We start from the raw sequence: 16,760 nt of genomic DNA on the forward strand, positions 1-16,760 counted from the left end.
CGACATGCTTTATTATCTTTTTAATTATCTGGATCAATTCGACTTACCTGGAGCGGGGATGTTTAAATACGTATCATTCCGTTCCGGATTGGCACTGATCCTTTCCCTGTTTATCTCGACAGCTATCGGCCGCCGTATTATCGACCGTTTGCAGATGTTGCAGATCGGCGAGACGGTACGTAACCTCGGACTGGAAGGGCAGATGAGTAAGAAAGGTACACCGACAATGGGAGGTATCATTATCATCATTGCCATCCTGATCCCGACTTTACTTTGTGCTAAGCTGAATAATATTTATGTGATCCTGATGATGGTCACCACCGTTTGGCTAGGTGCACTTGGTTTTGCCGACGACTATATCAAGGTGTTCCGTAAGAATAAAGAAGGGATGCATGGTAAATTTAAAATCATCGGACAGGTTGGTCTGGGGCTGATTGTCGGTTTAGTCTTGTTCATGAGTCCGGATGTCGTGATTAAGGAGAATATGGAGGTACGGCATGATAATGTGATCGAAGAAGTTCACTATCATACGGTAGAAACGAAGTCTACCAAAACGACCATCCCGTTCATGAAGAATAACAATTTCGATTATGCCCAACTGGTTAGCTGGGCAGGCGATTATAAAGAAGAAGCGGCGTGGCTGGTCTTTGTTTTAATGACCATATTTGTGGTGACAGCCGTTTCGAACGGGGCAAACCTGACTGACGGACTGGATGGCCTGGCTGCCGGAACTTCTGCTATCATAGGGGTTGCGTTAGGTATTTTGGCTTATATGTCCGCCCACTTCGAGTTCGCTTCCTTCCTGAATATTATGTTTATTCCCGGAGCGGAAGAGTTGGTGGTGTTTGCCTCCGCCTTTATCGGCGCGACAGTAGGTTTCCTTTGGTATAACTCATACCCTGCGCAGGTATTTATGGGTGATACGGGAAGTCTGACACTGGGCGGTATAATCGCTGTATTTGCTATAATTATACGTAAAGAGTTGCTAATACCAATTCTTTGTGGTATTTTTCTCGCTGAAAGTATTTCGGTTATGGCGCAGGTAGCCTACTTCAAATATACAAAAAAGAAGTATGGCGAAGGTCGTCGTATATTTAAGATGACGCCATTGCACCATCATTTCCAGAAAGCAGGAAATGCAGGAATACAAGCGTTGCTGCAAAAACCGTTCAACGTGGTGCCTGAATCGAAGATCGTAGTGCGCTTCTGGTTGATCGGTATTATTCTGGCGGTTATAACGATCGTCACATTGAAGATGAGATAAATAATGTGGTAATGTGGCAATATGGCGCTGCGCTAAATTTGCCAATTAAAGAATTGAATAATTTAGAATAGAGAGTGTTTTATTGGCACATTGGCATATTGGCAAATTAGATAATTATTAATAATGAAGAGGATTGTTGTATTAGGGGGAGGAGAAAGCGGCGCAGGTGCAGCCGTGTTGGCGAAGGCAAAAGGATTTGACGTGTTCGTTTCCGACTTTTCGTCTATCAAACCCAAGTATAAGGATATGCTCGACGCCCACGGAATCCGTTGGGAAGAAGGACAGCATACCGAAGCCGACATTCTGAATGCCGACGAGGTCATCAAAAGCCCCGGAATACCCGACAAGGCTCCGATGATCCAGAAACTGAAAGCGCAGGGGACGCATATCATCTCCGAAATAGAATTTGCCGGACGATACACCGACTCGAAAATGATCTGTATCACCGGAAGTAATGGTAAGACAACGACTACCATGCTTACATACCACATCCTGAAAGAAGCCGGAGTGGATGTCGGCCTGGCCGGAAACGTAGGGAACAGCCTGGCATTGCAGGTTGCCGAAGACCCGCACGCGGTCTACGTGATCGAACTGAGCAGTTTTCAGTTGGACAACATGTACGACTTCAAAGCGGATATAGCTATCTTGCTGAATATAACGCCCGATCATCTGGATCGTTATAACTACGAGATGCAGAATTATGTGAACGCCAAGTTTCGCATAATTCAGAACCAAACGTCGGAAGATGCGTTCATCTTCTGGAACAACGACCCGATCATAGCCCGCGAGATCGCCAAACGCCATCCTGCGGCAACTCTTTACCCATTCGCCGAAACGCATGAAGACGGCGTGAAGGGATATACGGATAATAAGCAAATAGTAATTGAAACCTCAAACGGAACATTTACAATGGATCAGGACTTATTAGCATTAACGGGTACACATAACCTGTACAATTCGCTGGCATCGGGCATCGCATCGAAGGTGGTCGATATCCACGATGAAAATATACGGGCTTCATTGAGTGACTTTACCGGAGTGGAACACCGCCTGGAGAAAGTGGCCCGTGTACGCGGAGTAGATTATATCAACGACTCGAAAGCGACGAATGTAAACTCTTGCTGGTATGCCTTGCAAAGTATGACGACCAAATTGGTACTGATACTGGGCGGAACGGACAAGGGGAATGACTACTCTGAGATAGAAGAACTTGTAAAACAAAAAGTACGTGCCTTGATTTTCCTGGGTGTCGACAATAACAAACTGCATACTTTCTTCGACGGAAAGGTGGAGCAGATTGAAGATGCCCGCTCGATGGAAGAAGCGGTAAGCAAGGCTTATAAACTGGCAGAAAAGGGAGACACCGTATTGTTATCGCCCTGCTGCGCTAGCTTCGATCTCTTCAAGAGTTACGAAGACCGCGGCGACCAGTTCAAGGCTTGCGTACGTAACTTGTAAAATGAATTAGAATGGATCTGGCAAGTAAATTATTTAAGGGCGACCGGGTGATATGGATCATCTTTATGTTCCTGTGCCTGATTTCGGTTGTTGAGGTGTTTAGTGCTACGAGTACGATCGCCTACAAGAACGCGAATCATTGGGCACCGATCGTTCGTCATGCCACTTTCCTGCTGGGCGGGTTTGTGCTTGTTTTGCTGTTGCACAATGTCCCGTGCCGGTTCTTTCCGGTGTTTATACTGTTATTGCCTGTTTCGGTATTAATGCTGATCGCCACGCCATTCGTAGGGATCAATGCGAATGATGCACATCGTTGGCTGGAGATATTCGGTATACAGTTCCAGCCTTCGGAGTTTGCCAAACTGGCCTCGGTGGTGTTTATTGCCTTCCTGCTCAGTAAGCGGAGTAAGTTTACGGACGACCAGATATTTAAGTATATATTGATCGGGGTGGGTATGACATGTATCCTGATCCTTCCCGAGAACTTCTCGACTGCTTTTATGCTGTTCGGCGTTTGTTTCCTGATGATGTTTATCGGGCAGTTGCCGCTGAAGAAGCTCGGAAAACTGGCGGGTGTCCTGATTTTGGGGTTGATCGTGTTTATCGTCCTGCTGCGTTTCACCCCCACCGGGGTGACTCAGTATCTGCCTGACCGTTTCAGTACCTGGCAGGGACGTCTGGAACGTTTTTTCGAGCCTCATGAGTCGGATGTGGATGCGAATGGAGTTTATAAAATAACCGATGATAATTACCAGGTTTCCCATGCGAAGATCGCTATTGCACGCGGGGGACTGTTCGGACAATTGCCGGGTCATGGGCAGCAGAGGGATTTTCTTCCGCAGGCCTATTCCGACTTTATTTATGCGATCATTATTGAAGAACTGGGAGTTGTGGGTGGTGTGTTTGTCCTGATGTTGTATATCATGTTGTTGGTACGCGTCGGGATGATTGCCCGGAAATGCGATAAGGCTTTCCCGAAATACCTCGTGCTGGGATGCGGATTACTGGTTGTGGTGCAGGCATTGGCCAATATGGCGGTGGCTGTCAATCTGATTCCGGTAACCGGTCAGCCGATGCCGTTGGTCAGCCGTGGAGGAACCTCGACGGTGATCTCTTGTATCTATTTCGGAATTATCCTGAGCGTGAGCCGTTTCGGTGCCAATATGGGTAATGAGGAAGATGAAGATCCGGAAGATGAAACCGAAGGCGCTGGTGCAGCTCCCGCGATTACAGAAGAAGAAATATCAAACTGGGTACCCGATACGCAACCCGAAACGGAAGAACAGTTTGCAACAGAAACAAAATAAAAAATGAAACAGTACCGGATAATAATAAGTGGCGGCGGAACTGGGGGACACATTTTCCCGGCCATCTCTATAGCCAACACCGTCAGGAAACGTTTTCCTGATGCGGAAATCTTATTTGTAGGTGCGGAAGACCGGATGGAAATGGAAAAAGTTCCGGCCGCCGGCTATCAGATAGTAGGTTTACCGGTGAGTGGTTTCGACCGTGCTCACCTATTTAATAATATAAAAGTGCTCAATCGCTTGCGTAAGAGTCTCCGATTGGCGAAGAAGACAATTTGTGATTTCCGTCCGGATATTGCCGTGGGTGTTGGAGGTTATGCCAGCGGCCCGACTTTATGGATGGCTGCTTCACAAGGTATTCCGACCCTGATACAAGAGCAGAATTCGTATGCTGGAGTTACCAACAAACTGTTGGCGAAAAAAGCATCGAAGATCTGTGTCGCTTATGACGGTATGGAAAAGTTTTTCCCGGCAGACAGGATCGTGATTACCGGTAATCCGGTGCGTCAAGACCTGGAAGAGGCGACTAACAGGAAAGAAGAAGCATTGGCATTCTTCGGCCTTTCTTCCGAAAAGAAGACGATCCTGGTGGTCGGCGGTAGCCTGGGAGCCCGGACGATCAATCGTAGCATTCAGGGTGATCTGGATAAACTGTTCGCCTCCGATGTGCAGGTAATCTGGCAGACCGGACGCTATTATTATAGCGAAGCGACCAAGCACCTGAAGGCTTATCGCGGTATGCCTGTCTGGTGTTCCGACTTTATTACGCGGATGGATTATGCCTATGCGGCGGCCGATCTTGTCATCTCCCGTGCGGGAGCCAGTTCGATTTCCGAACTTTGCTTGTTGAAGAAACCGGTTATCCTAGTTCCTTCCCCGAATGTAGCGGAAGACCATCAGACCAAGAATGCACTGGCACTGGTAAACAAAGACGCTGCGATAATGGTTGCAGATAGAGAGGCTGAACAACAGTTGGTCGCCAAGGCGCTCGAGGTTGTTCATGACGACGAACGACTGGCCGGGATGAGCCGTAATATCGAAAAGCTGGCCCATCATCACAGTGCAGATCAGATAGTAGATGAAATAGTTAAGATAGTAGAGAAAAAGCAATAATATGAATATAAATACGATAACGGCTGTCTATTTTGTCGGAGCGGGTGGTATAGGAATGAGTGCCTTGATCCGCTATTTCCTGTCGAAAGGGAAACAGGTGGGAGGATATGATAAAACTCCGTCTGACCTGACTGCGCAGCTTAACCGTGAAGGTGCCGTTATTCATTATGAAGATAATGTATCCCTGATTCCGGATGCTTTTAAAGATCCTGCTCAGACGTTAGTTGTTTATACGCCGGCTGTTCCTGAGTCGCATACCGAGTTGACGTATTTTCGTCAGAACGGATTTGAGGTGATGAAGCGGGCCCGTGTCCTGGGTGAGATCACCAACTGCTCACGGGGCCTTTGTGTTGCCGGAACGCATGGAAAGACAACTACCTCTTCGATGGTAGCCCATCTGCTGAAACAATCGCATGTGGATTGTAATGCGTTTCTGGGCGGCATCCTGAAGAATTACGATAGTAACCTGATGCTTTCGGACAAAAGCGATTTGACCGTGATCGAGGCCGACGAGTTCGATCGCTCTTTCCATTGGCTCACTCCTTATATGGCTGTTATCACCGCTGCTGATCCCGATCATCTGGATATCTATGGCACAGCTGAAGCGTATCGTGAAAGTTTCGAGCATTTCACTTCGCTGATCCGTCCCGACGGTTGCCTGATCATGCGGAAAGGTATTGCTGTAACGCCTCGCCTGAAAGAAGGAGTGAAGTTATATACCTATTCGGCTTCTGAAGGAGGAGATTTTCATGCGGAAAATATCCGTATCGGAAACGGTGAGATCTTCTTCGATTTTGTGGGCTCCGATATTCGGATATCAGATATCCAACTGGGAGTACCCGTTAAAGTAAATATCGAGAATGGTGTTGCTGCTATTGCCCTGGCATGGCTGAACGGGGTGACACCCGAAGAAATAAAGAAAGGCATGGCTTCGTTTGCAGGCCCGAAACGTCGTTTCGACTTTCATTTGAAAAAGGGAAATATCGTCTTGATAGACGATTACGCTCATCATCCAGCCGAACTGAAAGCCAGTATCCAATCTGTTAAGGAGCTGTATGCCGGACGTAAGGTGACAGGTATTTTCCAACCTCACCTGTACACCCGTACACGTGACTTTGCGCCTGATTTTGCTACCAGCCTGTCGCTGTTGGATGAATTGATCCTGCTGGATATTTATCCGGCACGCGAGGAACCGATACCGGGAGTGACTTCGGAGATTATATTTGACGCAGTGACTACTCCGGCCAAAAAGCTGATCCGTAAAGGAGAATTGCTCGGTCTGGTGGAAAAGGAAGCGGATACGTTTGAAGTAGTATTGATGGTTGGCGCCGGCGATATCGACCGGTTGATCGAGCCGGTTAAACAAATATTGGATAAGAAATTGTGATTCGTATAGTATCCATAATAGTAGCGACACTGTTGTCTTGTTACATCGTGTTTGTCACCTTCTTCTTCCGGGATATGAGGCAGGATAAGGAATGTCATGACCTTCAGGTCGTGGTGAAAGACAGCCTCGATAAACATTTCGTGAGTGAGAGCGACCTGGTGTCGATCCTCAAAAAGGCGGATCTTAACCCGATCAAAAAGCCTATGGACGCGATCAATACGGATAAGATAGAGAATGAACTGAAGAAGAACGAGATGATTGCCCGTATCGAAGCGTATAAAACGCCGTCGGGAATAGTCAAACTCGAAGTGGAGCAGAAGATACCTATTTTACGTGTGATCAGTTCAAGGGGAAACTTCTATGTGGATAACCTCGGAAGCACGATGCCGGTCAGTCATCGGTATGTAACTGACGTCCCTTTGGTAAGTGGATACGTCGAAAAAGAGCTGGCGGTAACCGACTTATACAAATTTGCATTATTTTTGCAGGAGAATGAGTTCTGGAATAGTCAGATAGAGCAGATTTATGTTCATCCTGACAACGAAGTGGAACTGATTCCCCGGGTGGGTAACCACCGGATCGTACTGGGTTCTTTCGACAACTTCGAAGAAAAGCTGGATAACTTGCGGCTCTTCTACGACGAGGTCGTTCCGAAAGTCGGATGGGAGAAATACAGTATTATTAATTTAAAATACAGAGATCAGATTGTTTGTACTAAAAGATAGATGATATGGCATACACAGACTTTATAGCAGCCATCGACCTTGGCTCTTCTCACATGGTCGGTATGGTAGGAACGAAGGGCCCGACCGGGGCACTCTCGATTATTGCCTACGAAGTTGAAAACTCCGCTACCTGTATACGAAGAGGATGTGTATATAATGTGGAAGAAACGGCGAATAAGATAAAGCGTCTTATACTGAAGCTTGAAAATAAACTGAACGGCGCGAAGGTCGGGAAAGTATATGTCGGCATCGGTGGTCAGTCGCTGCGCTCTATCGACCATACGGTTCCACGTATTCTGGGTACCGACGGCGTAGTGACCGAAGAGATTATTGACGGTCTCTACGAAGAATGCCGCAATTATCACCCGGATATGCTGGATGTGCTGGCTGCGGTTTCGCCTACCTATTTTTTAGATGACAAACCCGAACCCAACCCGGTAGGTATTCCCTGTACCCGGATTGAAGCTCGCTACAAGCTGATTGTAGGACGGCCTTCGTTGAAACGTTATGTGCTCAACAGTATTGCCGACCGTGCTAAGATAGAAATAGCCGATATCGTTGTCTCTCCCCTGGCTTTGGCTGATGTGGTGCTGACTGACAACGAGAAGGACTTAGGATGTGCTTTGATCGGTTTCGGTGCCGGAGTAACCACACTCACGGTTTATAAAGCCGGACAGTTAGTCAACCTCTCGGTCATTCCTTTCGGAGGTCATCTGATCACCCGCGACATTACCAGCCTGCATCTGGTGGAAACGGAAGCCGAACGGGTGAAACTGACCTACGGTAGTGCACAGATGGAGAAAGATAACGATTTGAGTATCCAGGTAAGTTCTGCCGATGGAATGGGACTTCGTGAGATCAAATTGGCCGACCTCAATAATGTGGTTGAAGCCCGTATGAAAGAAATTCTGGAAAACGTATATGCCCGTCTTGAAGCTACCGGTCTGATGAATGGCCTGGGAGCTGGTATCGTAATAACAGGCGGAGGCGCTGCCCTGAAGAACCTTCCGGAAGTGATCCGCGAACGGTTGAATATGGATGTTCGCTACTCGGCCGTTCGCAAAGGTATCGTTGAGAGTGGGGAAATGATAGCCAACAATCCCGAATATGCCGTGGCTGTCGGCCTGTTGGCAAAAGGAACTGAAAATTGTGCCCTTTATATACCGCCTAAGGTGGAAGTGAAGGTGGAGGAACCGGAGGTAGAGGTGAAGGAAGAAGTGAAAGCTGCCCCTGAACCTCCGAAGAAGAAACCCGAGAAGAAGAAAGGCCCTGGCCTGTTCGGACGCCTGACCAAAAGCATAGACACGTTTGGCAAGGGATTGTTTGATGACGAAGACGATACAAAGTAATCAGCGAATGTAATAAAACCGGAAGACAATGGACGATACAATATTAAATTTCAATTATCCGACAGATACTCCTAAAATCATCAAAGTAATTGGTGTAGGAGGCGGTGGAGGTAACGCTGTTACCCACATGTACAAGGAAGGTATACATGATGTTACATTCGTTTTGTGTAACACCGATAATCAGGCGTTGAACCGTTCCGACGTGCCCGTAAAAGTACCGTTGGGACGTAACATCACCCAGGGATTGGGAGCCGGCAACAAACCCGAACGTGCCATGATGGCTGCCGAAGAAAGTATGGAAGATATCCGTAAGATGCTTAGCGACGGTACTAAAATGGTTTTTATCACTGCCGGAATGGGTGGTGGTACAGGTACAGGAGCAGCTCCGGTAATTGCCCGCTTTGCCAAGGATATGGGTATCCTGACTGTCGGTATCGTTACTATTCCATTTGTATTCGAAGGCGAACGCAAAATCATTCAGGCCCTGAACGGTGTTGAAGATATCAGCAAGAACGTGGATGCACTGCTGGTTATCAACAACGAACGTTTGCGTGAGATCTATTCCGACCTGACCATGACGAATGCTTTTGGAAAAGCCGATGATACCCTTACCATTGCTGCTAAGAGCATTGCCGAGATCATCACCCTCCCGGGTATAATCAACCTCGACTTTGCCGATGTCAATACCACGATGAAAGATGGTGGTGTTGCCTTGATGAGTAACGGTTTCGGTGAAGGTGAAGGACGTGTACGCCAGGCAATCGAAGATGCACTGAACTCTCCGCTGTTGAACAATAACGATGTGTTCAATGCCAAAAAGATATTATTCAACGTTTCGTTCGGTGAGGAAGCCGAACTGCGTATGGAGGAAATGAACGATGTTCATGATTTCATGTCACGCTTCGGACGCGATATCGAAGTGATCTGGGGTACGGCTATCGACAGCACGCTCGGTTCGAAAGTGAAGATGACGATCCTGGCAACCGGTTTCGGTATGGAAGACATTCCTCAGATTGCCGAAAAACGTCAGATTGAACAGGGACGTATGACCGAGGAAGAACTTCGTCTGGAAGAGGAACGCTTGAACAAGGAACGTGCCGAAAAAGACCTGATCGACAAATATTACGGAGCTTCCGGTCAGCGTATGCGCCGTGTTGCAGCCCGTGCCAAAGCTGTTGTATTGACACAGGATGAACTGGACGATGATGCTTTGATTGCCTTGATCGAGGATAATCCTACTTATAACCGTGATCCGAAAGTTATAGCTCGTGCCCGTTCGAAGGTCGGTGGTGAAGAAATTCCGGTATCATCGACAGCAGTAAATACTTCTGCTTCTCGCTCCGAAGGAAAGAAACCGGATACGGGAGGCAAGCAGGTGATAAGTTTCCGATAATTTTAAATAAGAAATAAGATATGGATTTGTTTGAAAAAGTCAGCGAAGACATTAAAAACGCAATGAAGGCAAAAGATAAAGTTGCCCTCGAAACATTGAGAAATGTGAAGAAATTCTTCCTCGAAGCAAAGACTGCTCCGGGAGCCAATGATACTTTGACGGATGCCGATGCCACCAAAATTATCCAGAAGCTGGTAAAACAAGGAAAGGACTCTGCTGAAATTTACACCCAGCAAGGTCGTGCAGACTTGGCAGAAGGTGAACTTGCACAGGTAAAAGTGCTGGAAACTTATCTGCCGAAGCAGATGACTGCCGAAGAACTAGAAGCAGCATTGAAAGCTATTATCGCCCAGGTAGGTGCTACCGGTCCTCAGGATATGGGTAAGGTAATGGGAACAGCCTCCAAGGCCCTTGCAGGAAAAGCGGAAGGACGTGCTATTTCAGAAGCGGTGAAACGTCTGCTGAATAGCTAATATAATATAGTTTTGAAAATAACTTATCTCCTTTCAAGAGGGGATAAGTTATAACCAGTCACTATCTGATATATGAAAATGCTTGTATTGCAAGCTTTCATTTAGACTCATTCTTTTGAGCTAGACCGAATTCTAATAACTTTAAACGATGATAACCTTTATCTGTTGTCTTGCAGTCCTTATTGCAGGCTATTTCATCTACGGCTCTTTTATAGAACGTATCTTCGGGGTCGACCCTTCCCGTAAAACTCCAGCTTTCACTCATCAGGATGGAGTAGATTATATTCCGATGTCTTCCTGGAAAGTCTTTATGATTCAGTTCCTGAACATTGCCGGTCTCGGTCCGGTATTCGGTGCCATAATGGGAGCCAAGTTTGGTGTGGCTTCTTTCCTGTGGATCGTATTGGGCACGATCTTTGCCGGGGCTGTTCACGATTATCTGGCCGGAATGCTTTCCCTGCGCCATCATGGCGAGAGTCTGCCTGAAATTATCGGGCGTTATCTCGGGAACAATTTCAAGCAGTTCATGCGTGGGTTTACCGTTATCCTGATGGTCCTTGTCGGAGCTGTCTTTGTTGCCGGTCCAGCCGGGTTGTTGGCAAAGTTGACTCCGGAATACCTCGATGCCACTTTCTGGATATTTGTGGTGTTTATTTATTATATCCTGGCCACTTTGTTGCCGGTCGATAAGATCATAGGTAAGATATATCCATTGTTTGCTGCCGCCCTGCTTTTTATGGCAGTAGGTATTCTTGTGATGTTGTTCGTGAACCATCCGCCACTGCCGGAGCTGACAGATGGTCTGACGAATACGCATCCGGAAAATCTTCCTATCTTCCCGATTATGTTTGTGAGTATTGCCTGTGGAGCCATTTCCGGTTTCCATGCTACTCAAAGTCCGCTGATGGCCCGTTGTATCAAGAATGAAAAATATGGACGTCCTGTCTTCTTCGGAGCGATGATCACAGAAGGTATCGTGGCTTTGATCTGGGCTGCCGCTGCTACTTACTTCTATCATAATAATGGTATGGGCGAAAGTAATGCAGCCGTGATTGTAGACAGTATCACTAAAGAGTGGCTGGGGGCGGTCGGTGGAGTATTAGCCGTATTAGGTGTTATTGCTGCTCCGATTACTTCGGGGGATACTGCATTCCGTTCGGCTCGTTTGATCATAGCAGATTTTCTCCATAAGGAACAGAAAAGCATAATAAGCCGTCTTGTGATTTGTATCCCTCTGTTTATCGTAGCGATCGGGATCTTACTTTACAGTTTAAAAGATAAGGATGGTTTCGATATGATCTGGCGTTATTTTGCCTGGACAAACCAGACATTGGCAGTCTTTACCCTTTGGGCATTAACGGTCTTTCTTGCCCGTTCGAAGAAGCTGTATATCGTAACCCTCATCCCTGCCCTGTTTATGACAGCCGTCTGCTCCACTTATATTTTTGTCGCCCCTGAAGGATTAGGCATGAACGTTACGGTTTCACAGATAATCGGCTGCGTCATAACAGTAGCGACACTGGCCGCATTTCTTTTTTGGAAGAGCAAGAATGATAAGATGGAGATTGTCGACAAATAATTACAGCGTGTTTGTGTCGTAACAAAAAAGGCATTGCCCAATCGGTTCAATGCCTTTTTTATTCTATTTTCCGGAGCCTGGGCGGTTGTGGCCGGCTCCGGGATATGTTCCTTAAAGTACCTGGATACCTTCTTCGCGGGCCTGTTCTTCTCCTGAAGGAGTGATCAGCTTGTAACCCTTACCGTGGATGTTGATGATTTCGATTCCCGGATCATCTTTCAACAGTTTACGAAGTTTAGTGATATACACGTCCATACTACGGGCATTGAAGTAGTTATCGTCTACCCAGATAGTTTTCAGTGCATAGTTACGTTCCAGAATTTCATTAGCGTGTGCACACAGCAGGCTCAGTAATTCGCATTCTTTTGTAGTCAGCTTTGTTACTTTGTCGCCGATTGCCAGTGTCTGTTTCTGTGTATCGAACAAGAAATTCCCCAACTTGTAGAAAGGAATGTCTTTCATTTTTTTGCCTTTTACACGGCGCAGGATCGCTTCGATACGAAGCAACAGCTCTTCCATGCTGAACGGTTTTGTCAGATAATCGTCGGCTCCGATCTTGAATCCTTCCAGGATATCTTCCTTCATAGTCTTTGCTGTAAGGAAAATGATTGGAATATCAGGATTTATTGAACGGATTTCCTGTGCCAGGGTAAAACCGTCTTTTTTCGGCATCATTACGTCTAATACGCAAAGATCATATTTGCCTTTGGTGAAACCTTTGTAACCAGCTTCTCCGTCAGAGAAGAGATCAGTTACATAACCTTTTGCCTGTAAGTATTCTCTTAATAGCATACCCAGGTTCTCGTCGTCTTCACAAAAGAAGATTTTCAGTTTTTCTTCCATAACTAACTTTTTATAAGAGGTAAAGTAATAATAAATTTTGTTCCTACATTTCCAGGACCGATCTCGGCACGGATCGTACCTTTATGGTCCTCGATAATTTTACGGACGTAAGCAAGTCCCAAGCCGAAACCTTTTACATCATGTACATTTCCAGTGGGTACCCGGAAGAAGCGGTCGAATACTTTCTTAAGATATTCTTTCTTGATCCCGATCCCGTTGTCTTCAACAGCAATCAACAGTTTCCCGTTGTTGTCGTTCCAGGTTCTAACCATCAATGTAAGCGGTACCTCCGGACGGCGGTATTTTACCGCGTTGTCCATCAGATTGAACAATACATTGGTGATGTGCATTTCATCTACATAGATGGACGAATCTGTTGCCTGTAAGTCTATGTCGAGTGAACCGTCATACTTTTCTACTTTCAGGACGAAGGTGTTAGCTACGCTTATCACCAGATCGTTCGCATCTACTTCTTTCAGCTTAAGTGCCGCTTTTTGTCGTTCGAACAGCGACATCTGAAGCACTTTTTCTACCAGGAAGCCCAGTCGTTTCGTTTCATCATTGATAACTCCTGAGATGTGTTTAAACACATCGGGGCTCTTGGTTATATCCGAATCTTTCAACATCTGTGCCGCGAGAGAGATAGTTGATACCGGTGTTTTCAACTCGTGCGTCATATTGTTGATAAAGTCGTTTTTCATTTCTGACAATCTCTTCTGGCGGAATACTATATATATGGTAAAGATAAATGTTACCAAAAGTATCAGCGAAAAGAGTACGGATGGTACAATAAATGTTACAGAACTTGAAATGTAATCACCCTTTGTCGGAAAATATACCTTCATATAATTCTGTTTTGAGGGAGGATCGTTCGGGAACAATACATACGTAATTATATCAGACGCAATAGGTTCCTTTTTTATTTCTCCACTTTGGTACACTTTTTTGCCATCTTTGTTAATAACAAAAAATATGAACGGCAGGTTCAAACCGTTGTTAATAAATTCTGATTTTAAGTAATTATTCAGTTTCTTAAAATCTACCCGCTCCTGAATAGGTTTAAGGTTTGCAGTAGTTACCATGCTATACACGACCTCCTGCATCAAAGCGTTCTGATATTGCATGCGGCGCTTCAATGTTTTCTGCAAATCCTGTGATGTACTGACAATGTTGTTACCTGATTGTTTCTTGTCGAGCGACGATAGGGGTTCGAACTTCTGGCTGAAACTGCGTAGTTGCTCTATATGCAATATGTTTCCATTCGCATCCTGTATCTGCAGTTTCTGTTGGCTGATTGTCTGGGCAACCTCCTGCGGATCCTGACTGTTTTGCAGGTAATTATTCTCATCACGCTTAATATCTTCTTCCAGATATCTGCGTGTTTCGTCTAGCTCCAGGTTTTTTGATACTTGGTGCAGGCTTCTTTTTACTGTTTCATTGAATTGCTCGCTACTTTTTTTGAGTATGATGCTCACGTACTTAACCTGTAGGAAAAGTAAACCGGCAAATGCAAATGCCATTACAACAGCGAGTAACCAAATAGTAGATTTCCTCATTCCAAATACTTTCTCTTTTTAACAGAACAAATAACGCTCATTTTAGTTTAATATTCACACAAAAAAGGTAAAAAACATAGGCTGGTTTTCTTAAAAATAGTTTAGTTTGTCAGTTACTAAACAATCTATTGGTCTTGAAAACAGAGCCTTATACCACTATTTCCCTTTCAAGAGGAATACTTAGAGTTTTGTTCTTGTGTATAAAAACATAATTATTGATTATTTTGTTTCAACTTATGCAAAAAATATGAATTTGCCGGGAATAGTTTCAGCTTCATATTCAGGCATACGGAGTAGTATAATATATATGTATAACGGATACGACTGCCGATTTATTTTATTTGAGTGCTAACGAACGGTAACATAAGAAATTGAAACTTCTTAAAAACTTTTGCCGAATGCATTCAGATTTAATTATTAGCTATATCTTTGTCTCCTGACAAGTGACAAGAGTTATGTAGTATGGCACAAGAAGGTATTACGCAAATTGATGTAAAACAGGTATTACAGCAAAAGGCCCCCTCAGTGGCCGGCAAAATCCCTGGTTTTGTAGTCAATTATCTGATTCGTACCATTCACCAGGATGAATTGAATGATATCCTTACCCGTTATCATGATAAGGATGGGGTTGATTTTATGCAGGAGTTGATCGGTTACTTCGACCTGACCCTGGAACTGGTGAACGAAGAAAATATTCCCGCTGAAGGACGCTATATATTCGCATCCAATCATCCGCTGGGAGGGTTGGACGGCATCTGTTTGTCGGCTGTGATCGGGAAGTATTACGGTGGGAAGATACGTTATCTGGTAAACGATTTGTTGCTCTACTTGTCAAATCTGAGGTCCATTTTTGTCCCTATCAATAAACATGGTGCGCAGGGTAAGAAGAATGCCCGGCTGATCGATGAGGCTTATGCTTCGGATAATCAGATCGTAACTTTCCCGGCAGGTCTTTGTTCCCGTAAGATAGACGGGAAGATACAAGATCCTGAATGGAAGAAATCGTTTATTCAGAAAGCGGTCGAACATAAACGGGATGTCGTTCCGGTCTATTTCGAGGGAAGGAATTCCAATTTCTTCTACCGGCTGGCTAATCTGCGTAAAGCGTTGGGGATTAAGATGAATTATGAAATGCTTTATTTGCCGGACGAGATGTTCCGGTGCAAGCATAAAACGTTTCGTATCCATTTCGGGAAACCTATCCCGTGGCAGACGTTCGACGGTAGTAAGAAGCCGGGCGAATGGGCCGAATGGGTAAGGACGCAGGCTTATAATCTCAAGAAAACATAGACTCAATTTATATGCAAGACATTATTAAACCGATTGACCGTGCAGTACTTAAGGCGGAACTGACAAAAGAGAAGAAGCTCCGCAGCACGAATAAATCAAACAATGAAATATATATTGTTACGGCCCACGACTCTCCCAATGTAATGCAGGAAATCGGGCGTCTGCGGGAGATCGCTTTCCGTTATTATGGCGGAGGTACCGGTTTTCCGGTGGATATCGACGAGTTCGATACGATGGATAATGCTTATCGCCAGCTGATCGTATGGAGTCCGGAAGACGAACAGATCCTGGGCGGTTATCGTTTCCTGTGCGGATCGGATGTCAAGTTTGACGAAAGCGGTAAGCCGATGTTAGCCACTTCTCACTTGTTTAACTTCTCCGACAAGTTTAATAAAGAATTCCTTCCTTATACGGTCGAACTGGGCCGCTCTTTCGTAACTTTGGAATATCAATCTACACGTGCCGGTGCAAAGGGTTTATTTGTGCTGGATAATTTGTGGGACGGATTGGGAGCTTTGTCGGTAGTCGATCCGAGCTTGCAGTATTATTTCGGGAAAGTAACGATGTATAATACGTATAATACAGAGGCTCGTAATATGATCTTATATTTTCTGGGAATGCATTTCCCGGATGCAGATAAACTGGTGACACCTGTCTATCCGCTGCAAACCGATATGGATCTGGAAAGGATGAAAGATTTATTCCATTACGATAACTTCAAAGAGAATTATAAGGTGCTGAATCAGGAGGTGCGTAAATTCGGTATCAACGTGCCGCCGCTCGTGAATGCTTATATGAGCCTTTCTCCTAAGATGCGCGTATTCGGAACCGCTATCAATCATGAGTTCGGGGATGTAGAGGAGACCGGCATACTTATTGCCATCAATGAAATCCTCGAAGATAAGAAGAAACGTCATATCGAAACTTATCTGAAGGAAGAAGGACAAACAGCCGACCTGATCCGTAAAACGGAATAAGTCATGCGCTGACAACTACATAGTCAACCATTTGGGAGAGCCTTAA

Annotated in this window: 14 protein-coding genes; 12 read left to right on the forward strand and 2 right to left on the reverse strand. The window is 45.4% G+C overall.

The annotated features are described in order from the left end of the window. Positions 1-4: 4 nt before the first annotated feature. The 10 genes from mraY (at position 5) to QZ076_RS01305 (ending at position 12,048) form a co-directional block, all read left to right on the forward strand. Positions 5-1,264, forward strand: coding sequence for a phospho-N-acetylmuramoyl-pentapeptide-transferase (gene mraY, locus QZ076_RS01260; RefSeq protein ID WP_293709567.1), 1,260 nt, complete (start codon positions 5-7; stop codon positions 1,262-1,264). Between the two features lie 123 nt (positions 1,265-1,387). After that, positions 1,388-2,722: a UDP-N-acetylmuramoyl-L-alanine--D-glutamate ligase gene (gene murD, locus QZ076_RS01265; protein ID WP_293709569.1), complete on the forward strand. Its 1,335-nt coding sequence runs from the start codon at positions 1,388-1,390 to the stop codon at positions 2,720-2,722. An 11-nt stretch (positions 2,723-2,733) separates the two neighbouring features. After that, positions 2,734-4,029 carry an FtsW/RodA/SpoVE family cell cycle protein gene (locus QZ076_RS01270; RefSeq protein WP_293709571.1) on the forward strand — a complete coding sequence of 432 codons (1,296 nt, stop codon included), beginning with the start codon at positions 2,734-2,736 and terminating at the stop codon, positions 4,027-4,029. 3 nt (positions 4,030-4,032) lie between these two features. Further along, positions 4,033-5,142 carry an undecaprenyldiphospho-muramoylpentapeptide beta-N-acetylglucosaminyltransferase gene (gene murG / locus QZ076_RS01275; RefSeq protein WP_293709572.1) on the forward strand — a complete coding sequence of 370 codons (1,110 nt, stop codon included), beginning with the start codon at positions 4,033-4,035 and terminating at the stop codon, positions 5,140-5,142. A gap of 1 nt (position 5,143) precedes the next feature. Continuing rightward, entirely contained in the window at positions 5,144-6,529 is a 1,386-nt protein-coding gene (gene murC / locus QZ076_RS01280; protein ID WP_293709574.1) for a UDP-N-acetylmuramate--L-alanine ligase, read from the forward strand. Beyond that, positions 6,526-7,254 (forward strand): cell division protein FtsQ, encoded by a 729-nt coding sequence (locus tag QZ076_RS01285; RefSeq protein WP_293709576.1) that lies wholly within the window; start codon positions 6,526-6,528, stop codon positions 7,252-7,254. Before murC ends, QZ076_RS01285 begins: the two co-directional genes overlap by 4 nt. A gap of 5 nt (positions 7,255-7,259) precedes the next feature. Then, positions 7,260-8,603: a cell division protein FtsA gene (gene ftsA / locus QZ076_RS01290; protein WP_293709578.1), complete on the forward strand. Its 1,344-nt coding sequence runs from the start codon at positions 7,260-7,262 to the stop codon at positions 8,601-8,603. A gap of 28 nt (positions 8,604-8,631) precedes the next feature. Next, entirely contained in the window at positions 8,632-9,996 is a 1,365-nt protein-coding gene (gene ftsZ, locus QZ076_RS01295) for a cell division protein FtsZ (protein WP_288205800.1), read from the forward strand. Between the two features lie 20 nt (positions 9,997-10,016). Then, positions 10,017-10,469: a GatB/YqeY domain-containing protein gene (locus QZ076_RS01300; RefSeq protein ID WP_293709580.1), complete on the forward strand. Its 453-nt coding sequence runs from the start codon at positions 10,017-10,019 to the stop codon at positions 10,467-10,469. Between the two features lie 148 nt (positions 10,470-10,617). After that, positions 10,618-12,048 carry a carbon starvation protein A gene (locus QZ076_RS01305; RefSeq protein ID WP_293709582.1) on the forward strand — a complete coding sequence of 477 codons (1,431 nt, stop codon included), beginning with the start codon at positions 10,618-10,620 and terminating at the stop codon, positions 12,046-12,048. A 111-nt stretch (positions 12,049-12,159) separates the two neighbouring features. Here the strand turns inward: QZ076_RS01305 and QZ076_RS01310 are convergent, their stop codons facing one another. Together QZ076_RS01310 and QZ076_RS01315 are read right to left on the reverse strand one after the other, a co-directional pair. After that, positions 12,160-12,891, reverse strand: coding sequence for a response regulator transcription factor (locus tag QZ076_RS01310; protein WP_005861388.1), 732 nt, complete (start codon positions 12,889-12,891; stop codon positions 12,160-12,162). A 2-nt stretch (positions 12,892-12,893) separates the two neighbouring features. Continuing rightward, complete coding sequence (locus tag QZ076_RS01315; RefSeq protein ID WP_293709584.1) at positions 12,894-14,447, reverse strand: HAMP domain-containing sensor histidine kinase; 1,554 nt, start codon at positions 14,445-14,447, stop codon at positions 12,894-12,896. A gap of 462 nt (positions 14,448-14,909) precedes the next feature. Here QZ076_RS01315 and QZ076_RS01320 point away from each other — a divergent pair, with 462 nt between their 5' ends. Continuing rightward, on the forward strand, positions 14,910-15,737 hold the full coding sequence (locus tag QZ076_RS01320; protein WP_293709586.1) for a 1-acyl-sn-glycerol-3-phosphate acyltransferase: 828 nt from the start codon (positions 14,910-14,912) through the stop codon (positions 15,735-15,737). Between the two features lie 11 nt (positions 15,738-15,748). Continuing rightward, positions 15,749-16,714, forward strand: coding sequence for a GNAT family N-acetyltransferase (locus QZ076_RS01325; RefSeq protein WP_293709588.1), 966 nt, complete (start codon positions 15,749-15,751; stop codon positions 16,712-16,714). Positions 16,715-16,760: the final 46 nt, after the last annotated feature.

Origin of the sequence: uncultured Parabacteroides sp. (genome assembly GCF_905196875.1) — a bacterium.
GTDB lineage: Bacteria > Bacteroidota > Bacteroidia > Bacteroidales > Tannerellaceae > Parabacteroides.